This is a genomic window from Kribbella sp. VKM Ac-2569 (genome assembly GCF_004216905.1).
In the GTDB taxonomy this organism is placed as follows: domain Bacteria; phylum Actinomycetota; class Actinomycetes; order Propionibacteriales; family Kribbellaceae; genus Kribbella.
Genome location: NZ_SGXJ01000001.1, coordinates 1528733 through 1549882 on the forward strand (window position 1 = coordinate 1528733; position 21150 = coordinate 1549882).

At 67.9% G+C, this 21150-nt stretch carries 20 protein-coding genes; 9 read left to right on the top strand and 11 right to left on the bottom strand.

Going from position 1 to position 21150, the window contains the following annotated elements:
• Position 1 precedes the first annotated feature (1 nt).
• The gene (locus tag EV649_RS07095; RefSeq protein WP_130381655.1) at positions 2–829 is read right to left on the bottom strand and encodes an NAD(P)H-binding protein; all 828 of its coding nucleotides are present in this window, start codon (positions 827–829) and stop codon (positions 2–4) included.
• A gap of 234 nt (positions 830–1063) precedes the next feature.
• On the opposite strand from EV649_RS07095, the gene EV649_RS07100 reads away from it, so the two are divergent.
• A complete protein-coding gene (locus EV649_RS07100) occupies positions 1064–2026 on the top strand; it encodes a glycoside hydrolase family 6 protein (RefSeq protein ID WP_130381656.1) in 963 nt (320 codons plus the stop codon).
• 14 nt (positions 2027–2040) lie between these two features.
• Here the strand turns inward: EV649_RS07100 and EV649_RS07105 are convergent, their stop codons facing one another.
• The gene (locus EV649_RS07105; RefSeq protein ID WP_130381658.1) at positions 2041–2589 is read right to left on the bottom strand and encodes a helix-turn-helix domain-containing protein; all 549 of its coding nucleotides are present in this window, start codon (positions 2587–2589) and stop codon (positions 2041–2043) included.
• A gap of 148 nt (positions 2590–2737) precedes the next feature.
• Here EV649_RS07105 and EV649_RS07110 point away from each other — a divergent pair, with 148 nt between their 5' ends.
• Positions 2738–3781, top strand: a complete 1044-nt coding sequence (locus EV649_RS07110) for a pyridoxal-phosphate dependent enzyme (protein WP_130381660.1) — start codon at positions 2738–2740, stop codon at positions 3779–3781.
• An 11-nt stretch (positions 3782–3792) separates the two neighbouring features.
• On the opposite strand, the gene groL is transcribed toward EV649_RS07110, so the two are convergent.
• The 9 genes from groL to EV649_RS07155 form a co-directional block, all read right to left on the bottom strand.
• Positions 3793–5484 carry a chaperonin GroEL gene (gene groL, locus EV649_RS07115; protein ID WP_130381662.1) on the bottom strand — a complete coding sequence of 564 codons (1692 nt, stop codon included), beginning with the start codon at positions 5482–5484 and terminating at the stop codon, positions 3793–3795.
• Between the two features lie 74 nt (positions 5485–5558).
• Entirely contained in the window at positions 5559–6584 is a 1026-nt protein-coding gene (locus tag EV649_RS07120) for an NAD(P)-dependent alcohol dehydrogenase (RefSeq protein WP_130381664.1), read from the bottom strand.
• Positions 6581–7294: an iron-sulfur cluster assembly protein gene (locus EV649_RS07125; RefSeq protein ID WP_130381666.1), complete on the bottom strand. Its 714-nt coding sequence runs from the start codon at positions 7292–7294 to the stop codon at positions 6581–6583. The genes EV649_RS07120 and EV649_RS07125 overlap by 4 nt, the downstream gene beginning before the upstream one ends.
• Positions 7294–8337, bottom strand: coding sequence for an amidohydrolase family protein (locus tag EV649_RS07130; protein WP_130381668.1), 1044 nt, complete (start codon positions 8335–8337; stop codon positions 7294–7296). Before EV649_RS07130 ends, EV649_RS07125 begins: the two co-directional genes overlap by 1 nt.
• Before the next feature lie 15 nt (positions 8338–8352).
• Positions 8353–8727, bottom strand: a complete 375-nt coding sequence (mimD, locus tag EV649_RS07135; protein WP_130381670.1) for a propane 2-monooxygenase effector subunit MimD — start codon at positions 8725–8727, stop codon at positions 8353–8355.
• Complete coding sequence (locus EV649_RS07140) at positions 8724–9911, bottom strand: toluene hydroxylase (protein ID WP_130381672.1); 1188 nt, start codon at positions 9909–9911, stop codon at positions 8724–8726. Before EV649_RS07140 ends, mimD begins: the two co-directional genes overlap by 4 nt.
• On the bottom strand, positions 9908–10951 hold the full coding sequence (locus EV649_RS07145) for a 2Fe-2S iron-sulfur cluster binding domain-containing protein (RefSeq protein ID WP_198682345.1): 1044 nt from the start codon (positions 10949–10951) through the stop codon (positions 9908–9910). Before EV649_RS07145 ends, EV649_RS07140 begins: the two co-directional genes overlap by 4 nt.
• An 11-nt stretch (positions 10952–10962) precedes the next feature.
• On the bottom strand, positions 10963–12615 hold the full coding sequence (locus tag EV649_RS07150) for a methane monooxygenase (protein WP_130381676.1): 1653 nt from the start codon (positions 12613–12615) through the stop codon (positions 10963–10965).
• An 85-nt stretch (positions 12616–12700) separates the two neighbouring features.
• Positions 12701–12934 (bottom strand): hypothetical protein, encoded by a 234-nt coding sequence (locus EV649_RS07155; RefSeq protein ID WP_130381678.1) that lies wholly within the window; start codon positions 12932–12934, stop codon positions 12701–12703.
• Positions 12935–13080: 146 nt separating this feature from the next.
• On the opposite strand from EV649_RS07155, the gene EV649_RS07160 reads away from it, so the two are divergent.
• The 7 genes from EV649_RS07160 (at position 13081) to EV649_RS07190 (ending at position 20931) form a co-directional block, all read left to right on the top strand.
• A complete protein-coding gene (locus EV649_RS07160) occupies positions 13081–14877 on the top strand; it encodes a GAF domain-containing protein (RefSeq protein ID WP_198682346.1) in 1797 nt (598 codons plus the stop codon).
• 93 nt (positions 14878–14970) lie between these two features.
• Positions 14971–16179: an MFS transporter gene (locus EV649_RS07165; protein ID WP_130381680.1), complete on the top strand. Its 1209-nt coding sequence runs from the start codon at positions 14971–14973 to the stop codon at positions 16177–16179.
• Between the two features lie 7 nt (positions 16180–16186).
• Positions 16187–17185 (top strand): hydroxyacid dehydrogenase, encoded by a 999-nt coding sequence (locus EV649_RS07170; protein WP_130381682.1) that lies wholly within the window; start codon positions 16187–16189, stop codon positions 17183–17185.
• A 176-nt stretch (positions 17186–17361) separates the two neighbouring features.
• Complete coding sequence (locus EV649_RS07175) at positions 17362–18876, top strand: molybdopterin-dependent oxidoreductase (RefSeq protein ID WP_130381684.1); 1515 nt, start codon at positions 17362–17364, stop codon at positions 18874–18876.
• A 68-nt stretch (positions 18877–18944) separates the two neighbouring features.
• Positions 18945–19607 carry a fasciclin domain-containing protein gene (locus tag EV649_RS07180; protein ID WP_130381686.1) on the top strand — a complete coding sequence of 221 codons (663 nt, stop codon included), beginning with the start codon at positions 18945–18947 and terminating at the stop codon, positions 19605–19607.
• 2 nt (positions 19608–19609) lie between these two features.
• Complete coding sequence (gene sigK, locus EV649_RS07185) at positions 19610–20221, top strand: ECF RNA polymerase sigma factor SigK (protein WP_241997811.1); 612 nt, start codon at positions 19610–19612, stop codon at positions 20219–20221.
• Positions 20218–20931 carry an anti-sigma factor gene (locus EV649_RS07190; protein WP_130381688.1) on the top strand — a complete coding sequence of 238 codons (714 nt, stop codon included), beginning with the start codon at positions 20218–20220 and terminating at the stop codon, positions 20929–20931. The genes sigK and EV649_RS07190 overlap by 4 nt, the downstream gene beginning before the upstream one ends.
• The last annotated feature ends 219 nt before the right edge of the window (positions 20932–21150 follow it).

Genomic DNA, 21150 nt, shown 5'->3' on the forward strand with positions numbered 1-21150 from the left:
GTCAGGCGTGGAACGCGGCAGCGTGGTCCGCGACCCAGTCCGCGAGGGTTCGCGCCGGGCGGCCGAGGACGCGTTCCACCTCGTCGGTGACCTCCGCGGGTTGCCCGGCGCCGCGCTCGTACCGGGCCATGAGCGCGGTCACGAACTCCTCGCGCAAACCGTGCGCGACCATGCCCTTGGCAGCCAACTCCGGCGGAACCTCCCGGAACGTCAGCGGCCGGCCAAGCACCTCACCGATCACCGCGACCTGCTGTTCGTGGGTCAGCGACTGCGGGCCGGTCACCCGGAGCCTGCGCCCGTCGAACTCCTCGTTGAGCAGCGCTTCGGCAATCACCGCGGCCAGGTCGGCCTCGTGGATCGGCGCTTCCGCGAAGTCGCCGTACGGCGCCCGCACGACGTCACCGCCGCGGAGCTGCGCGCCGAACATGCCGATCACGTTGGCTGCGAACGAACTCGGGCGTACCGCGACCCACGGCAGTCCACCGGCGACAACCGCCTCCTCGACCTCCTTGTTGCGGTCGCCGTTCAACCGCGACGGCTGGTGCGCCAGGTCGTCGTCGACGTTGATCGCCGACAGCACGACCACCCGCCGTACCCCCAGCTCACTCGCCAGCGCGAGCACCTTGCCTGCACTGTCACCCACTGCGCGCGGATGCACGAACAGCGCGTCCGCGCCCTCCAGCGCAGGCGCGAGCGTCTCCGGCTGAGCAAGGTCCACGGCGACTTCCGACGACCGCGCGACTGCACGAACCTCGACCCCACGGTCCCCCAGCAACTGCACCAGCGGCCGCCCCACCAGACCGGTAGCCCCGGTCACCACGATCCTCATCTTGCGCTCCCTGTCTGGATCATTTGAATCTCATATTATCTGATCCTCAAATTACCAACCACAGGAGGGGTGCCACTGGGAGCGCTCTCGGTTTCAGGAGCTGAGGCGCTGTTCAGTTTCGAACAGCTGGAGCACAGATGGTTGACGACCGGGTGACTGATCCGACACGATCGGTGCGCAGTAACTGGAAGCGCTCCCGGAGTGTCCGCCCCCAACTCGAGACAGGAGCAGCACATGCGATGGATCCTCAGAGGCCTGGTCGCGGCCGGCCTGACGCTCGGCGTCGCCCTCCCCGCACACCAGGGCGCCGGCGCCGCCACCACCGGCAACCCGGTCCAACTGACCAGCGGCTTCTACGTCGACCCGAACTCGAACCCGGCCGTCTGGGTGCAGAACAATCCCAACGACAGCCGCCGGACCGCGATCCAGAACTCGATCGCGACGAAGCCGATGGCGCGCTGGTTCGGCAACTGGAGCAACCCGATCGGCGCCGCGGTCGGCAACTTCGTCGGAGCCGCCGACGCCGCGGACAAGCTGCCCGTGCTGGTCGCGTACAACATCCCCGGCCGCGACGCCTGCGGCGGCCACTCCGGCGGCGGCGCCGGCACCCCCGCCGCGTACCGGGCCTGGATCCACGACTTCGCCGTTGCCATCGGCAACCGCCCGGCGGTGGTCGTGATCGAGCCCGACTCGCTCGGTGACTTCAACTGCATGAACGCGGACCAGATCGCCGAGCGCAACGGGATGCTGACCTACGCCGTACAGCAGTTCAAGGATCTGGCGCCGAACGCGTGGGCGTACCTCGACGGCGGCAACGCCGGCTGGGTCGCCGCCGACGTGATGGCGCAGCGGCTGAACGGCGCCGGTCTGGCGAACGCCCATGGCTTCGCGCTCAACGTCTCGAACTACTACACCACCGCGCAGACCGTGAGCTACGGCAATGCGGTCAACAGCCACTTGTCCGCGCCGAAGCCGTTCGTCGTCGACACCAGCCGGAACGGCAACGGTACGGGTAACGACTGGTGCAACCCGCCCGGCCGCAAGCTCGGCGTCACGGCGCAGACCGGCGGCGGGGCGGAGATGCTGCTGTGGATCAAGGTGCCCGGCGACTCCGACGGCGACTGCGGGATCGGCGCCGGCATCCCGGCCGGCACGTTCAGCCCAGACCTCGCCCTACACCTGATCAACGGCGACTGAGTCTGATTCCAGGGTCAGGCCTCCAGCGCCGGGGGCAGGCGCCTGGCCAGCACGGCGGCGACTTCGTGCCGGTACACCGGCCGAGCCACGTCACAGGTGTGCGTGAGCGCACCGGTGCGAAGCATCCGCTGGACCTCGTCGACGTCCGCTCCGAGCGCGGTCGCGGCGGACGACACGGTCAACCACCCCTCGCGCAGGCGTGCGAGGACGTCCACGTCGTCGCGTCGCAGCGGCAGTTCCTTGCCGTGCGCCGTCAGCAGTCCGGCCGTGATCAGCCGCCGTACGCCGGTCTGACCGAGGCCCAGTACGGCACCGGCTTCCGCGACCGACATCCACTGGTCGAGGCCCGACCGTACGACGTCGGACAGCAGCAGACGGCGGTGCGAACGAGATCGCGCCGGCAGATGCCCCGCCCGGATCAGCCCGGCCACGCGCTGTGGCGGCACTTCCAGCAGGAGCGCGGCCTGCGCGGTGGTGACCAGTGGATCCTCGACCATCAACGGCTCTCCGAGCAGATCGGTCAACCGGCTCCGAAACTCCCTGACCACTTCCCCATCACCCATTGCAGTCCTCCCCAGGTCCGCGCCGTCATGTGCGAGCAAACGACACAGGTCCAGGGCCACAGGCTCTGTTGCATTGTGGCACGCTCTGCGATGAATTGATGCAGTTCGGTACCAGTGAATCCCGGCGCTGCGGACGGAGACTCGAAGGATGACGAAGCCTGTGCAGCGCCCGTGGGCGACGAATCCCGGCGCCGGGTCCTGGATCGCGCCAGGGGTGCGGGAGTCCGCAGTCGAGTTCCATCGGAGCATGCCCGGGTACGCCGCGACGCCGCTGATCGAGGTGCCCGCGCTCGCGGATCTGCTCGGGGCCGGGAGCGTGTGGGTGAAGGACGAGTCGAACCGGTTCGGGCTGCCGGCGTTCAAGGTGCTCGGCGCGTCGTGGGCGGTCAATCGTTCGCTTGGGCCGGCGCGGACGTTCGCCGAACTGGCTTCGCTGGTCGAGGGCCGCCGACTCACGCTGGTGACCGCGACAGACGGTAACCACGGCCGGGCGCTGGCATACCTCGCGCGGGCGCTCGGGCTCCGGTCGCGCGTCTACGTCCCGGCCGGTCTGCCGGAGGACCCGGTGCAGGCGATCCGTGACGAGGGGGCGTCCGTGGTCGACACCGGGCTCCCGTACGACGACGCAGTACAGGCCGCCGCGGCAAGTGTGCGCGATGGTGACGTGCTGATCCAGGACACCGCCTGGCCCGGGTACGAAGAGGTGCCGCGGTGGATCGTCGCCGGGTATTCGACCCTGTTCGCGGAGATCGACGTACAGCATCCCGCCGCGATCGGACTCGTCGTGGTCCCGACCGGTGTGGGGTCGCTACTGCAGTCCGCGATCGAGCACTACAAGGCGCCGGACCGCCGTACGTCGGTCCTCGCCGTCGAACCGGTCACCGCAGCCTGCGTTACGAACTCACTCGCGGCCGGTCGGCCTGTCACGGTCGACACCTCGGCCCCCACGATCATGGCCGGCCTCAACTGCGGCACCGTCTCATCCACCGCCTGGCCCACGATCCACCGCGGCCTGGACGCCGCCATCGCCGTCACGGATGACGAGACCCGCGCCGCCCAGGCCCTGCTCCACACTCACAACATCCCCGCCGGTCCTTGCGGCGCCGCCGCCTTGGCTGCCCTGCAAGTCGACAGCTCCCTCGAACCACCACCTTCCGTCGTACTCATCAACACCGAATCGAACGCAAGCTAGCTCGTCGGCGGTTAGCCGACGGACGGGCCGAGGCCCAGGGATTGTGGTGTGCTGGAGTCCGGGGACGGCTGGTGCAGTCCCTCGTCCAGGGCGCCGTACTCGGTCATCAGGGCCGCGCTGCCGCCCCAGGGGGTTTGTTCCTCGGCGATCAGCGTGTTGGTGGTGAGCAGCAGGCCGGCGACCGAGGCGCCGTTCTGCAGCGCCGACCGGGCGACCCGGAGCGGGTCGATGATGCCCATCTCGAGCATGTTGCCGTAGCGGCCTTCGAGCGCGTCGAACCCGTCGTCGACACCCATCTGACCGGTTCGCTCGAGCACCTCCGCACCGTTGTAGCCGGCGTTCGTCGCGATCAGGTACGCCGGCTCACGCAACGCCCGCCGGACGATCTCGACACCGGTCGCGTAGTCGCCCTTCACCTCCAACGCGTCGAGCGCCGGTGCGGCATGGAGCAGCGCCATCCCACCGCCCGCGACGATGCCCTCGGCCATCGCGGCGCGGGTGGCCGACAACGCGTCCTCGACCCGGTGCTGGAGCTCCTTCAGCTCTGCCGGGGTCGGTGCGCCGACCCTGATCACCGCGACCTTGCCGGACAGCGAACCGATTCGTTCGGTGAGCACGTCCTCGTCGACGCCGAAGGTCGCGCGCTCCAGCTCGGCACGCAACTGCGCGATCCGGAACGCGACCTCCTGCTCGCGCCCGGGAGACGCGACGATCGCCGTACGGTCCGCATTCACCCGGACCTGATCCGCGCGGCCCAGCTGGGCGACGGTCATCGTCTCGAGGCTGAAGCCCGAGTGCCGGCTGTAGACCGCGCCGCCGGTGATCGCCGCGATGTCCTCCAGCTTGTGCAATCGCCGGTCACCGAACCCCGGCGCCTTCACGGCCACGCACTGGAACAGGCCGTTGACGTGGTTGTGCACCAGCATGCTGAGCGCCGTACCTTCGAGGCTCTCGGCGATGATCACCAACGGCCGCGGCTCGCGCATGATCTTGTCCAGCAGCGGCATGATCTCCTGCACCTTGGTGATCTTCTCGCTGCACAACAGGATGTACGGGTCGTCGAGATTGGCCTGCAGGCTGCCCGGGTCCGTCACCATGTACGGCGACAGGTAGCCGTTGTCGAACTCGAATCCCTCGACGAAGTCGACCCCCATGCCGTGGACGGCGGACTCCTCGACCGTGACGATCCCGCCGTCGCCGATCGTGAACAGCGCCTTCGCGATCGCGGCGCCGACCAGGTCGTCGTCATTGGCCGAGATCGCCGCGACCCGGGCGAAGTCCAGCTCGGTGGCGACCGGATGGGCGACCTCACGCAACCGCTCCACCAGCTTGCCGACGGCCAGGTCGATCCCCCGCTTCACCAGAACGGGATTCCCACCGGTGCCGATCGCGGCCATGCCCTCGCGGATGATCGCCTGCGCGATCACGGTCGCGGTGGTGGTGCCGTCGCCGACGATGTCGTTGGTCTTGATCGCGGCTTCCTTCACCAGTTGCGCGCCCATGTTCTCGAACTGGTTCTTGAGGAAGATCTCGCGGGCGATCGTCACGCCGTCGTTGGTGACCACCGGCGACCCGGTGATCTTCTCCAGGATCACGTTGCGGCCCTTCGGCCCGAGCGTCGATTTCACGGCGTCCGCGAGCTGGTCGACGCCCGACAGCAGCAGGTCGCGCGCCTCTTCTCCGAATCTGAGTTCCTTGGACATGAAGACCCCTCCGGTCATGAACTACGCAAATGGAAAGGGAAAGAAAAGAAGGAGTGGGAGTGGCGGAATGGTCGTTACGGAACGAGGATCGCGCGGCCGCGGACGCGGCCGGCATCAAGATCGGCGACCGCATCGGCGGCCGCTTCGAGGGGGTACGTCCGGGTGTGCAGAGTGACCTTTCCGGCCTGGGCGAGCGCCATCAGTTCGGCCAGCTCGTTGAAGGTGCCGACGATATTGCCGACGATGTTGCGTTCGGTGGAGATGATGTCCAGGGTCGGGATCTGCACCTGGCCGCCGTACCCGATCACGAAGTACGATCCGCCGCGGCCGGTCATCGCGAAGCCGTCCTGCTCCGCCCCTTGCTCGGCGACGAAGTCCAGCACGACGTGCGCGCCGGCGCCTTCGGTGAGCTCCAGCACCGTGTCCACCTGTTTGCCGTCAGCAACGACCGTCTGATCGGCGCCGAGCTGCTCGGCCAGCTTCAACGCGTCCGGGTTGCGATCGACGACGATGATCCGGGCCGCCGTCAGCGCCGCGAGGCACTGCACGCCGATATGCCCGAGACCGCCCGCGCCGATCACCACAGCCGTCGTGCCCGGCGGAAGCAGCGGAAGCGCCTTGCGGACCGCGTGGTATGCCGTGATGCCGGCATCCGCCAGCGCCGCGACGTCCTGCGGCCGGGTGCTCGGGTCCAGCTTCACGCAGGCGCGGGCGGACGTCAGCAGGTACTCCGCCATCCCGCCGTCGCTGTCGAGCCCCGGGAATGTGCTGTTCTCGCAGTGCATGTCGTCCCCAGCACGACAGGCGCGACAGAGCCCGCAGGTCGGGGTCGGGTGCAGGATGACGGTGTCGCCGACCTGCACGTTGGTGACAGCCGAGCCGATCTGGTGAACCCAGCCGGCGTTCTCGTGGCCGATCGTGTAGGGCAACGACGGGTGCATCGCCGCGTCCCACTGGCCCTCGATGATGTGCAGGTCGGTACGGCACACTCCGGCGCCGCCGATCTTGACGACGACATCCAGTGGGCCTTCGACGACCGGTTCCGGTACGTCGTCGACCACTGGTTGCTGGTGGTACCCGTGCAGTCGAACGGCCTTCATCCCTGTTCCTCCTCGCCCGCACCGGACTCGGCGTACCGGTGCTTCAGCATTCCCCTGCAGATCCCGGTGTTGGCCTCGATGCCGGTCCGGGTCAACCGGGCCAGCCCGAGGTGCCGTGCCGCCGCGGCACCGGCGATCGCCGCCCCCGTGCCGACGTCGACGAGCAGCGGCGCGTCCGGACCCGCCGGCAGCCCGAGCTCGGTCCGGCGCCGGAGCAGCCGGTCGAGCTCGGGTGACGGCGGTACGTCGGCGATCGTCAGCCGGGCGACGCCGGCCGGATCGATGCCTGACGCAACCAGTGGCCGGCAGACCTGATCGGTCCCGGCCAGCACCGCCTTGGCGACGAAGGTACGGCGCAACTCGTCCAGCTCGGCCGTCGCCTCACCGTCGAACGACGCGACGAACCCGGCCCGCAACGCCACGCCGGCGTTGATCTGCGCGGCCGCGAAATGATCCTCCAGAGCGACGTCGACCGAGCGTACGGCGGGCAGCGCGGCGACTACGTCGTACGCGTCGGCGACCATCAGGAAGGCGAAGTTCGGCGCACAGAAGTAGGTCGGTAGCCGCAGCCGGACGACCACGTCACCGGCGGCCGACACGACGCAGGTGGACACGAAACCCAGCGTCGTGATCGGCTCGTCCAGCTCCGGGTCCCGGACCGCACCCAGTGCGTCCAGAACCCGGTCCCGCTCAGTAGCAACCGCCGTCATTACGACGAAACCAGCTTGGAGTCGTCCTGTGCGGCCGGGGCCTCCTCCTTCAGTTGCAGCTCGTCCGGCACCTTGAGGTCGTACAACGTGGCGGCGTTCAGCCCGAGGATCTTCTTCTTTCCGTCGATCCCGAGCCGCGGGTAGTCCGCGAACTCCGGGTCGTCGGGAAACTCCCAGTCCACGAAGCCCTCGATCTGCCACTTCGGTTCCCAGATGCCGTAGTCGCTGCCGAACGTCATCTTGTCCTCGCCGACCCAGAACAGCAGCTCGCCCATCACCTTCGCGAAGAACCGCGGCCGGGCGTGCATCAGGCCGCCGATGACGACCGACAGACCGGCGTACACGTTGGGCTCCTGGGTCGCCATGAAGCAGAAGTCCTCGATCCGCGGCAGCCCGACGTGCTCGACGATGAAGTTGAGCTCCGGGAAGTCGGTCGCGGCGTGGTCCACGTCGGCGACGTCGAACGCGTCCTTGTCCAGCGGCCAGATCGTGGGGCCCTTGTGGACGTGGATGTTCTTGATCCCGAGCTCCTGCGCCTTCGCCAGGTAGGTGTACGCCGCGGGATCGGTGAGCTTGTAGCCGCGCGAGCCGGCGTTCCACTCCGCGGTGTACAGCTTCACACCCCGGGAGCCGTACCGGTCGACGTTGCGCTTCAGCTCCTCCAGCCCGGCGTCCCCGTCCCGCGGGTCGAACCGGGTGTTGTGGACGAACATGCCCGGGTGCTTCTCACCCAGCGCAGCGTTCTTCTCGGTGGTGTTGAACCCTTCCGTGTACCACTCCTTCAGGTACGTCGGCTGGAAGATCGCCACGTCCACGTAGCCGTCCTCGAAGACGTCCTTCATCAGATCGTCCTCGGTGTAGCTCATGAACTTCTCGATCGGCCAGTGGGTCTCCTTCGGCGCGAGGCTCTGGTAGGCGTGGAAACACTCGATCCAGCCCTTGGCGTACTGCTCCGCGCCCGGCACCCAGTTGTCGGGGCCTGCGTTCCAGAAGTGCATGTGGCTGTCGACCACGAAGTACTTCTCACCGTTCTTCTCGTACACGAAAAGACCCCCTTGTCAGCTGGATGCGGTCAGGTCGAAGCCGATGTACTCGGCGGCGTCCTCGGGGTTGGCGAACATGATGGTGCGGTCGTCCAGGTGCACCATCCGCCCGTAGTGGGTGGACATGTTCTCCTCGAACTCCGCCTGGTCGAAGAACCCCGGCTCCTCGCCGAGCGCCTCGGAGATGTCGTCGTACACGAAGTCCATCCGGCCGATCGCGTCGACCCGGATCATCGACGGCAGGTGCGTCACGGTGACGTTGTCCAGCCCGGTCATCACCTCGGCCACGATCGCGCCGACCTGGTTGTTCATCAGGGTGACACCGCACTTGTTGGACGCGGTGCTGTCCGACTTGAACGGGCTCTCGACGACTGCCCTGAGCGTGGTCACTGTGCCAACTCCTTCGGTGCCTCGAGGCCCAGCGAGCCGAGGATGCCGCTGAACCGGTTCTTGACGCGGTCGAGACCGTCCTCGAACCGTGGTGGTTTGGCGTCCGGCTGCGACCACAGCGGCTGCAGCGTCCGGGCCGCGGACAGGGCCTTCGCCGTCCAGGAGCCCAGCCAGTCCGCCAGGATCGCCTTGTTGTGGTCCGCGAACTCCTTGTCGTTGGTGAGCAGCTCGAACATCGCCGTGGTGTAGCGCAGGTCGCGTTCGGCGAAGTCGTACTCCGCCGCGCCGACCACCGTCGGGGTGACGAAGTCTCCGTTGCGCGGAGACGCCTGCTGGACCAGCTGGCTGCGGAACAGCTCGCCGACGAGCGGTTCGAAGACGACGTTCGCGGCGAAGATCGCCTCGCACCAGTCGTCGATCGCCGTCAATTGCTCGGCGACGTCACGGACGCCTTGCCAGGCCGGGTCGTTGTTCCAGGTCTGCAGGTGCGCACTGCCGTCGAATCCCTCGATCTCCTCGGACAGCGTGAGGTTGTAGAGCGCGAGGTCCTGCGCGGCGCGGATCCGGTGCATGCTGTTCACCGAGATCGCGTTGTTGTGCATGTTCGTCGGCGCCCGCCGGTTCGCGTTCGCGTACAGGTACAGACCGAGACCGTGGTCGACGTGCATCCAGGCGCCGATGTGCTGCTCGACGAAGCGGACCCAGTTCGGGTTCCACTGCTCGAAGGCCTTCGACTGCTTGGCCGCCTCGACGTTCTGGGTGACCTGGCGGACGACGTTCGAGTTGTAGCGGTAGAGGGTGAGCTCCCACTCCTCGTTCGGGTCCCGGAATTCGTGCCAGCCGGTGGCCGGCCAGTCCTTGACGATCATCCCGCCGGTGCCCGGCCCGCGCTGCGGTGACGGTTTGTCGGAGCCCCAGGCCTTCAGCGCGGTCCAGTCCAGCGGATAGCCGCCGCGCCCGTCGGCGAACCCGTACAGCCAGCCCTGGGTGAGGTAGTGCCGTGGATCCGGCTGGACGTCGACCGTGACGTCCTCGTAGTGGCTCTGCTTGCGCTTTTGCGGCTTGTAGTAGTTGTAGTGGCGGAGTGTCGAGTCCGGGAACTCGCGGGCGCCGGCCTCGGCGTCGGTGAAGACCGGCTTGGGAACACTGCGTTCGAACTTAGGTGAGTCCTGTGTGGTGGTCATAGGTTTCCTGCCTCCAGCACCTTCGAGTCACCGGCGTCGCCGGTCGTGGTGAACTTGTCGTAGTAGATGTGCTTCGTCGCGACACCGAGACGTTCGAGCAGCGGGAGGGCCGCCTCGACCATCGGCGGCGGACCGCACACGTAGGCATCTGCGCCGGTGAGATCCGGCTCGAGCCGACGGACCACATCGGTGATCAGTCCGCTCTCGCCGTCCCACTCGTCTTCCGACAGGGCTGGTACGAACCGGAACTGCGGTAACCGTTCCTCCAGCTCATGGAGCTCGTCTTCGAAACACAGGTCGGCCCGGGTACGGGCGCCGTAGTAGAAGACCGCCGGCCGGTCGATGCTGCGGTCGGCCATCGACCGCAGCAACGACAGGATCGGCGCCAGTCCGGCGCCACCACCGACGAAGACCAGCCGGGCGCCCGGGTTGTCCCGGAGGGTGAACACCCCGAAGGGCCCGCTCAGCTCCAGTTGGTGGCCGACCTGCAGTTCGGTGTCGAGAAACTCCGAGAACAGGCCGCCTGGGTAGACCTTGATGACGAACTCCAACTGCCCGCTCTCCCTGCTCGAGGTGTTGGCCATCGAGAACGAGCGGCTGGCATCCCAGCCCGGCACCTGGAGGTCGACGTACTGCCCGGGAAAGAACTTCAGTTCGCCGGGGCCGGAGAGCTTCAGCACCAGGTGCCGCAGGTCGTGGGTCACCGGAGTGATGGCCACGACCTCGGCGGTGCGCTCCTGGATCGGCAGCCCGGAGCGGATCATCTCCTCGTCATAGTTGAGCAGCTCGATCGTGAGGTCCTCGAACGCGTGCGCCCGGCAGAGCAGGGTGTAGCCCTCGTCCAGCTCGTACTCCGGCAGCGCGAAGGTGGAGTAGCGGTCCAGGTCGATGTCCTCACCGTCGAGGACGAACGACTTGCAGGAAGCGCACTGTCCCTCCTTGCAGCCGTGCATGAGCATCACGCCCTGCTCGGCCGCGGCACGCAGGATCGTCTGTTCCTCGTCGACCTCGATCTCGATGCCGACGGGCTCGAACCTCACGACGTGCTTCATTACGCTTCAGCTGGGGCGGGACGGCCGGCGGGACCACCCTTCACATAGCGGGCGGCGAACGCGGTGCGCTCGTCATCGGTCATCTGGTTGAGCAGCACGTTCGGGCTCGCGAGCGGCGGGCACTTGCGCAGGTGGTCGAGCGTCCACATCTTGTCCGGGTTCAGGTCCAGGTGCGGCTGCGCGACCATCGTCTTGCCGTCGTCGCGGACGAAGCCCATGTCCGACACCACGTCGGCCCAGTTCCAGCCGTGGTACAGCGTCTCCCACTCGCGGTGACCGATCAGCTTGCCCATGTTCGGCGTCTGCCGGCCCTGGTACGTCGGCCGGAACGCGGTCTCGTCGGTCCACTTGCACATCTCGTGGCAGTACGTCCGCCACTGACCGTCGACCTTCGCCATCACCATGTCCTCACGGACCAGGCACGGCACCATGCACGTCCAGCAGCGGTGCGGGTACTCGTAGTCGACGTCCTCGAACACGATCGGCTTGTGCCCGTTCGGCCGCGACAGCCGGTTGTAGTTCTCCCACCAGGCGCCGTACTTGTCGTACCAGCCCGGGTACTTGTACTCGAACCACTCGAAGTCCTTGTCCGTCATCGGGTCGATCCGCCAGTAGTTGGCCAGCCAGCCGGTGGCGAAGAACTGCGCGACCTCGTGCACGTAGCCCTTGTTCCAGATCTGGTTCCAGGACTCCTCGATCAGGTCGTGCGGGATCTCGAGGCCGTACTTCTCCAGCGGTACCAGGTAGCTGCGGTAGTAGTCGTCGTAGATCCAGCGACGCCACATCTCGGCGTACGACTCACGGTCCTTACGGCGGTCCTTGGTGCCGTACTCGATGAAGGTGCCGATCGCGGCGTCGACGACGCGGTGGTTGTTCCACCAGGCGTAGCGCAGGTCGCGGGCCAGCAGTTGGTGGTTGTCCTCGTCGGCGAGCGCCATCAGCAAGGTGGCGTAGCCGTTGCTGATGTGCCGGGACTCGTCCGACTGCACGGAGTGGAAGACCGTCGGCAGCAGGTAGTCGCCGTTGGCCGCGGCCTCGGCCGGCATCGCGACGAACAGCGTGTTGGTGAAAGCGGTCTCCGCCACGATGGTCAGGTAGATGCTGGCCGCCGTGATCGCGTCACCGGTGATGAACCCCTCGGCGAACTGCCGGCCGATCGTGCCGCAGTAGTCGCTCTGGAAGTTCCGCAGGCTCGAGTTGAAGCCCGCCGGGTCGATGTAGTTGTTCATGTAGAGGCGTTTGAGGTTCTGCTGGATCGTCGAGTGCCTGACCTCGTCGATCATCTGGATGGCCTGCCCGTTGTGCAGCTCGGGGTTCGGGACGGTCCGGAACAGCAGCGGCATCGCCCGCGCGGCGGAGATCTCCGGCAGCGGGATGATGCTCAGGAACAGCTTCTGCCACTCCAGCCAGCGCTCCTGCACCTGGCGGAACATGTTGCCGCGGATCGCGCCGTCGGAGGCGCCGTACACCCGGTGGTCCTTCTCTTCCTGCATCGGGAAGTACGACCGCAGGACCTGCTTCAGCGGGTCCTTCTTCTGCGCCTTGCGGAACGTGTAGTCGGTGCCGTACTGGGAGACCGGCTCGTGGTACGCCGGTTCCCAGGACAACTCCTGGATCTTCTGGTGGGCCTTCGCCACACTCTGGCGACTCATGGCACTCCTCCCGCTCATGTGACCGGCTGTCCTCTGCAGTACACGCGGGAGGGCGGGTGCTGAAGGTCTCAAATTGAGAAGGGCGTCAGGGCGCTCCGAGCATTCGTTCCCGAAGCTCCGCCAGCGTCTCCTGGGTCTGTTGCGCGATGCGTTGGTCACCCTGCGGATCCGGGCGGATACCGAGGCAGCGCAACAGTTCGGCGGCCGGCTCGCCGGGGTGCCCGGTCGCGCCGAGGACCGGATGCAGGCCGGCGTCCGCGAGGTGCTCGAAGACCAGGTGGACCACGGTCCACGGGTTGTACGACTCCTCGTTCTCCATGGTCTCCAGGTTCTCCACGCAGACCCTGCGCGCAGGGCCGGTTGTCTCAATCTGAGACAGCAGTTGCGGCTGCGTGCATTAGGCTCGAAGAGGACCGGGTGGGGCCGTGGATCTGCGCTGCTTCCACCTGGCGTCAGGAGGCCCCGGTGGACGAGCTCGCACCCTCGATCATGGACAACCGGCGGGCCGCGACGGCCCGGCTGAACTTTCTCACTTTGGATCCGGTCGCGCCGCAGGACGTCCGGCCGCCGATCCTCGCCTCGTGGGTGCGGTCGCGGCACTGGAACCTGCCCGCCGACCGGATCACCTTGCCGTACGTCGCGGACCCGGACCAGGACCTCCCGCTCACCCGCAGCGCGGGGCCGGTACTGCGCAAACTCCACGAGAACCTCGACGGTCAGCCGATCAGCGTCATCCTCACCGACCGCTCCGGCCTGGTGCTGCAACGCCTGACCGCGGACACCGAACTGGCGCGGCACCTCGACAAGGTCTACCTGGCCCCGGGCTTCAGCTATGCCGAGGAGTTCGCCGGTACCAACGGGATCGGGACCGCGCTGGACGTCGGCGGACCGATGCATGTCTTCGGCCACGAGCACTACGCCGAGGATCTGGAGGACCTCGCGTGCGCCGGCGTACCGATCAAGCACCCGTTGAACGGGAAGACGATCGGCGCCATCGACCTCACCTGCTGGCGCAAGGACGCCGGGTCGCTGCTGATGGCGCTCGCCAAGAGCACGGCCGAGAGCATCCGCGCGGCGCTGCTCCGCGACAGCTCGATGCGGGAGCTGTCCTTGCTGGAGGCGTACATGCAGACGTCCCGCCGGCTGGGTGACATGGTCATCGCGATCGACGACGACCTGCTGCTGATGAACGCCAAGGCGCGGCAGTCGCTCGACGCCGGCGACCAGCGTGCGGTCCTCGGGCACGCGACGGAGATCCTCAGTCACGGGGGCACCGAGACGATCCTGGCCGAGTTGCCGACCGGGGCCTGGGTCCGGATCACCGGCCGCCCGATCGGTGGGCGCACCGGGGCCGGAATCCTCCAGATCAGCCCGCATTCCGCCGGTGTGGACCTGCGCTCGCAGGCGTCCGGTCATCGGCCGCCGCCGCGTCCGGTGCTGCCCGGACTGGTCGGCCGGAGCGCGCCATGGCTCGGCAGCAGCCGCGAGGTCGACAACGCCTGCCGGGCAGGCCAGTGGGTCGTGCTCAGCGGCGAACGTGGCGTCGGCAAGGTCGCGCTGGCCCGTGCCGCGCACCATCAGAACAACCCGGCCGGCCCCTTCCACGTCGTCGACGCTGCCCGGGCGGGTGACGGTTTCGCCGCCGAGCTCGACGCGGAACTGGCCGACGACTCTGTGCAGGCCCTGGTGATCCGGCACGCTGAGTGCCTCGACGCGGACGGCCTCGACAGCCTCATCGAGGCGCTGTACGGCGTGCTCGAGCGCCGGCCGTCCGCGCCGCCCTGGATCGCGCTCACACTCACCTGCGAGAACGGCGACACCCCGGACCTCGGCGAGTTACTGACGCTGTTCCCGCTGTCCGTGGAGGTGCCGCCCTTGCGGCACCACATCGAGGACGTGCGCGACTTGGTTCCACACTTCCTCAACCAGCTGAGCCACGGTGACCTCACGTGCGCACCGGACACCATGCAGCAACTGCTGCGCTCGTCGTGGCCCGGCAACACGGCCGAGTTGTGCCAGGTCCTCAAGCAGGTCGTCGTACGGCGTCGCCGGGCCGGTGTCATCACGCCGGCGGACCTGCCCGCCCGTACCCGGGCCGTCAGCCGTCGCAGCCTCAGCCAGCTGGAGGCACTCGAGCGCGACGCCATCGTCCACAGCCTGATCGCCAACGGCGGGCACAAGGGCCGCGCCGCCAAGTCGCTCGGCATGTCTCGCGCGACCATCTACCGGAAGATCCACGACTATGGAATTCAGTCTCCGTAAATGTGATCGGAGTTGCACCTGAAATCGTCACTTCTGGCACAAGTGATCATTTTGCCCTTGCCGTGAGGCCTCTGCTCGCGGTGAGATAGCTGTGTGACGGAAACGCGACCCGCCGACGCGGCGGAGGGCCGGAGCTTCTCGTACCGCCCGTTCATCTGGCTTGCGGTCGCGACGTTCTCGATGGGCATCGACGGCTACGTGCTGGCCGGCCTGCTGCCGCAGATCGCCGGCGACCTGAAGGTCACCCCGGCGGCCGCGGGTCAGCTGATGTCCGTGTTCGCGTTGACCGCCGCGCTGGCCGGTCCCGTGCTCGGCACGCTGACGTCACGGTGGGAACGCCGTACGACGATCGTCCTGTCACTGGGTGTGTTCGTGCTCGGCAACGTGGTTGTCGCGATCGCGACCAACTACCCGGTCGCGATGAGCGGCCGCGTGATCGCGGCGCTCGGCGGCAGTCTGCTGAACGCCGCCGTCACCGGGTATGTCATCGCGCTGACCCCGTCCGAGCACCACGGCAAGGCCTTGTCGTTCGTGCTCGGCGGCTGGATGACCGCGACCGCGCTCGGCGTACCGGTCGGTCTGCTGCTCGGGCAGTCTTCGTGGCGGTTCCCGATGATCCTGGTCGCGGTCGTCGGCACCATCGCACTGATCGGCATCCTGCTCCGGCTTCCGCAGTTGCATCTGCCCGGCGGCACCCTCGTCGAACGCCTCCGCCCACTCGGCCAGCCACGGCTGGTCGCGGGCCTGCTCGTCACCACGGGCATCCTGTGCAGCAGCTACGCCTGCTTCACGTACGCGACGCTGATCCTTGGACCGCACTTCCACGCCCAGTGGGCGATGATCCTGATCATGTTCGGGTACGGCGTCTCGAGCATGGCCGGCAATGCGGTGACGGGACGCCTGGTCGACAAGTTCACCGCGCTCAAGGTGCTGACCGTTGTGCTGGTCGGGCTGCTGCTGAACGCAATCCTCGGCATGATCGCGCTGATGTTCGCCCCGGCCGTGGTGGCGGCCGTCTGGGGGCTGGTCTGGTTCTTCTCGGCCGGCGTCGGCAACGGCGGCGGGGCTGTTCCGCAGCAGGCGCGACTGGCGTCGATGGCGCCGGACTCGGCGGCGATCGTGATGGCGCTGAACGGCAGCTCGATCTCGCTCGGCTCCGCCCTCGGCAGTGGTCTGGGCGGTATCGCACTGACCGCGGGCTCCTCGGCGAACGGGCTGCTCGGCGTTTCGGCCGTCGTCCTCACGATCACTGTCGGACTGCACCTCTTGGTCGCCCGGGCATCTCGCGCTCGATCCGTATAATTCGGTCATGGCCGAAAAGCTGCGGGTGGTGCTGGCGGCGACGCCGGCGTACCGGGAGATGGTGTTCGCGCCGGAGAGTACGGCGCGGCTGAAGGCGCTCGGGGATCTCGTCGTACTGGATGATCCGGGCGATGCTCAGGCGTTGACGGCGGCGTTGCCCGGGACCGACGTACTGATCACGTCGTGGGGTGCGACACCGCTGACCGCGGCGGTGCTGGATCACGCGGACCGGTTGCGGTTGATCGCGCACAGTGCGTCGTCGGTGAAGCATTTCGTCACCGACGAGGTGTTTCGGCGCGGGCTGCGGATCACGCAGGCGGGGCAGGCGATGGCGGAGCCGGTGGCCGAGGTGTCGCTCGCCTTCACGTTGAGCCTGCTGCATCGCATTCAGCGGTTCGATCACGCGATGCGCGGTGGGGCTTGGCGGGACGACGTACCTCCGCAGCACGGGCTGACGGCGTCGCGGATCGGTGTCGTGGGTGCGTCGCGGACCGGCGTCGAATACATCCGGATGCTCGTCGCGCTTCGGGCCGCCGAGGTCGTCGTCTACGACCCGTACCTCACGGACGAGCGCGCGGCGGAGCTCGGCGTACGTCGTACCTCGCTCGACGACCTGCTCCGCACCAGCCGGGTCGTCGCCTTGCATGCGCCGACGCTCCCCGAGACCCACCACCTAATCGGCGCCCGCGAACTCGCACTGATGCCCGACGATGCGTCCCTCGTCAACACGGCCCGCTCATGGCTCGTCGACACCGCCGCGTTGCTCGACGAGCTCCGCAGCGGCCGGATCGACGCCGCCCTGGACGTCTTCGACGAGGAGCCGCTCCCGCCCGACGACCCGTTCCGCGCCCTCCCCAACGTCCTCCTGACACCACACCAGGCCGCCGCCACGGTCGAGTGCTACTTCGGCATGGGCGAGATCACCGTCAGCGAAATCGAACGCCACGCGACGGGCCGCCCCCTTCAACACGAACTGACTGAGGCAGCCTTACGCCAGATGGCCTAGTCCGTCGGTAGCGGTGTGCATAAGGACAGGAGGTACCAGGGCCGCCCCTAGTGCACCTGAGCGTGGCGGGATCCGCGCGTACGGCGTCTCGCCGGTGCACTACCTGTCCTTCTGCACAGTACGCACGTGCACAGATCTCGAACCATCCGGAGCCTTGCCGGCGCCGAACTCCTGGCATGCACAAGACACTCGGGGCATTGGGTGGTGTGGTCGCAGCCGGTACGGCGCTCGCGGCCGGGTATCTCGTCGCGGATCTGACCGGCGGACCGTGGCCGGTCGACGCGGTCGGCGTACAGGTCATCGACTGGTCCCCCGGTCCGGTGAAGGACTGGGCCGTCCGGACCCTCGGTACCGCCGATCGTCCGCTGCTCCGCGTCGGCATCTGCGTGACGTTGGCAATCGTTGCCGCCGTCGCGGGATGGATCGGCGCGCGCGGGCATCGGCGGACGGCGGTCGCGATCGCGGGTGGGCTCGGCCTCGTGGGGTTGGTGTTCGCGATCGTGAGCCGGTCGGCCGCGGGAAGCACGGTCGATCGGTTGCTGCCGGCAACGGTCACCTTGGTGGTCGCCTTACTGGCGATGGCTCTGGTCACGCGGAGTCGGACTCAAGAGCGGGGAGATGCCGAGCAGCCGGAGGGGTTTGATCGGCGGAGGTTCTTGCTCACGGTTTCGGCGGTGGCTGTCGCGGGGGTTGGGGCTGGTGGTGCTGCTCGGTTTGCCGGTGGGTCCGGGCAGGAGTTGCGGGCGCGGGTTGGGGTGCCTCGGCCGACCGATGCCGCGGGGCCGTTGCAGGCGAGTCTCGACGTACCCGGGATCAGCCCGTTCACGACGCCGAACGCCAAGTTCTACCGCGTGGACACGCTGCTTCAGGTACCGCGGATCGACCCGCGGGACTGGGAGTTGCGGATCCACGGACTTGTCGACAAAGAGCTCCGGCTCTCCTTCGATCAGTTACTCGAACGGCGCCTGATCGAGCGCGACATCACCCTGACCTGCGTGTCCAACGAGGTCGGTGGTCCGTACGCCGGCAACGCCCGCTGGATCGGCGTACCGATCGCGGATCTGCTGCGCGAGGTCGGCGTACAGCAAGGGGCCGACGCGGTGAAGTCGACCAGTGTCGACGGGCTCACCATCGGCACCCCGCTCGCCGCGCTCACCGACGGACGGGACGCGATCCTCGCGCTCGCGATGAACGGTGAACCGTTGCCGTTCGAGCACGGCTTCCCGGTGCGGATGGTCGTACCCGGCCTGTACGGGTACGTATCCGCGACCAAGTGGATCGTCGACTTCGAGGTCACCAGGTTCCGGGACTTCAGCGCGTACTGGACCGACCGCGGCTGGTCCGTCGAGGCGCCGATCAAGACGTCCTCGCGGATCGACGTTCCGAAGGGCTTCGCGACCGTCAAGGCCGGACCCGCGGTCGCGGCCGGGGTCGCCTGGGCGCAGCGCCGCGGCATCAGCAAGGTCGAGGTCCAGGTCGACAACGGCCCGTGGCAACCGGCCTGGCTGGCACCCGTCGACGACCCAGACACCTGGCGGCAGTGGACCTTCCGCTGGAACGCCACGCCCGGCACCCACAAACTCACCGTCCGCGCGACCGACGCGACCGGCGAGCTGCAGACCGATCGGCAGGCACCGCCGCGGCCGAACGGTTCGAGCGGCCTGCACAACACGGTCGTGATGGTCGAGTGACCCATCCGGCCCGCGACCCGCTCCGAAGTACTTCCATCAGCAGCCTCCCCCAGGAAAGGGATCACGTCATGTCCAAGCACCTCACCCGCGCCGGAATCGCTCTCAGCGCGCTGGCCCTCGCAATGACCGCATCCGCTTGTGGGGGTGGCGACGACAACGGCAGCGCCTCCAGCGGTACGACGACCAGCACGAGCGCACCGGCCACCAGCACCACGCCGTCGACGAGCGACGCGGCCGGCGGACTGGTCGGACCGGGCTGCGCCGACTACGCGAAGGCCAACCCGTCGGGCGCCGGCTCGATCGACGGTATGGCGGCCGCACCGCTGGCCACCGCCGCGTCGGGCAACCCGCTGCTGAAGACCCTGGTCGCGGCGGTCTCCGGCAAGCTGAACCCGAAGGTCGACCTGGTCTCCACGCTGAACGGCGGCGAGTTCACCGTCTTCGCGCCGGTCGACACCGCGTTCGCGAAGATCCCCGCGGCGACCGTGAACACGCTCAAGACGAACGACGCGCTGCTCACCAAGATCCTCACGTACCACGTCGTACCCGGCCAGCTCGACCCGATGGCGGTCGTCGGCAAGCACCCGACCGTCGAGAAACAGGACGTCACGGTGAGCGGCTCGGCCGACAGCCTGAAGGTCAACGGTGCCAACGTGATCTGCGGCGGCGTGAAGACCGCGAACGCTACGGTGTACCTCATCGACTCCGTTCTGATGCCCCCGGCAAGCTGACCGTGAACGAACCCACCGCGCTGCCTTGGCCCGCCGGATCGCACTCGCGATCCGGTGCGGTCGCGGACGGCGACCTCCTGATGCTGACCGCGACCGGTGACACGGCCGCGTTCAGCGCGCTCTACGACCGGGTCGCGCCGTGGGTGTTCGGTCTGGTACGCCGGATCCTCCGCAACCCCGCCCAGTCCGAAGAGGTGACTCAGGAGGTCATGCTCGACGTCTGGCGCACCGCGACCCGGTACGACGCCGACCGCGGCTCCGCGCACTCCTGGATCCTCACGATCGCGCACCGCCGCGCGGTCGACCGGGTCCGCTCCGAACAGGCCGCCGCCGATCGCACCGAGCAGGTCGGCGCGCGGTCCGCCGACGTCGCATTCGACCAGGTGGCCGACACCGTCACCACCCGGCTCGAAGCAGAGCAGGTACGGCGATGCCTCGGCTCGCTGACCGAGCTGCAACGCGAATCCATCGAGCTCGCGTACTACAACGGCTACACGTACCCCGAGGTCGCCCAGCAACTCGGGGCCAAGCTTCCGACCATCAAAGCGAGAATGCGCGACGGCCTGATCCGCCTCCGCGACTGCCTCGGAACGTCGAAGGGGCAGCGGCCATGACGGAACCCGACGTACACACTCTCACCGGCCCGTACGTGCTGGACGCGCTGCCGGACGACGAACGGGACCGCTTCGAGGCCCACCTCGCCGAATGCACTTTCTGCACCACCGAGGTCGCCGAACTGCGCGCCGCCGCGGTAAAGCTGGCTACTCAGGTCTCCACCCCGCCGCCTCCCGCGCTCAAGGCGAACGTCATGTCCGCGATCGAGAACGTCCGCCAACTCCCCCCGGTCGTCCACGGTCAGCCCCCCGTACGTCGGCGTTTCAACCGTCGATCGGTACTGGCGCTGGCCGCCGCGGCAGCTGTGGTTGCTGTCAGTGGCGGTATCGCGATCGACCAGTACCGGGACCGGACCGCCGCGGAGCAGGCCAACCAGCAGGTCGCCGCCGTTCTCTCACAGCCCGACGCGCGGACCGTTCACGGGGCGGTCCAGGGCGGCGGGCAGGCCACGGTCGTCGTGTCCGCGAAGGCCGACAAGTCGGTCGTCGTACTGCGGGATCTGCCCGAGCTACCCACGAACCGGACCTGGCAGCTGTGGATGATCGACCGCGGACAGACCGCCCACTCGGTCGGCCTCGCCGCCGGCGACCTCACCCGGGTCATCGACGGTTCGACCGCCGGGATGACGACGTTCGGCCTCACCCTCGAGCCCAGCGGTGGATCCCCCAAGCCGACGCTCCCGGCGGCGGCCTTGATTCCGCTGACCTAGTGTGATGTGCAAGTTCGACAGGTAGAGCACCGGCGAGACGCTGTACGCAAACACGCGTTCACGCTCAGGTGCACTACCCGGCCACCCGACACCTCCTGTCGAACTGCAGATCACCAGGTCCGGGCGGAGCGCTGAAACTTGTGCTCATCGGAGCGATGAGTTCGTGGTGTCTCGCTGGTCTGTACAAGTGTGCGGACAACTAGTGAACAACGATGGGTT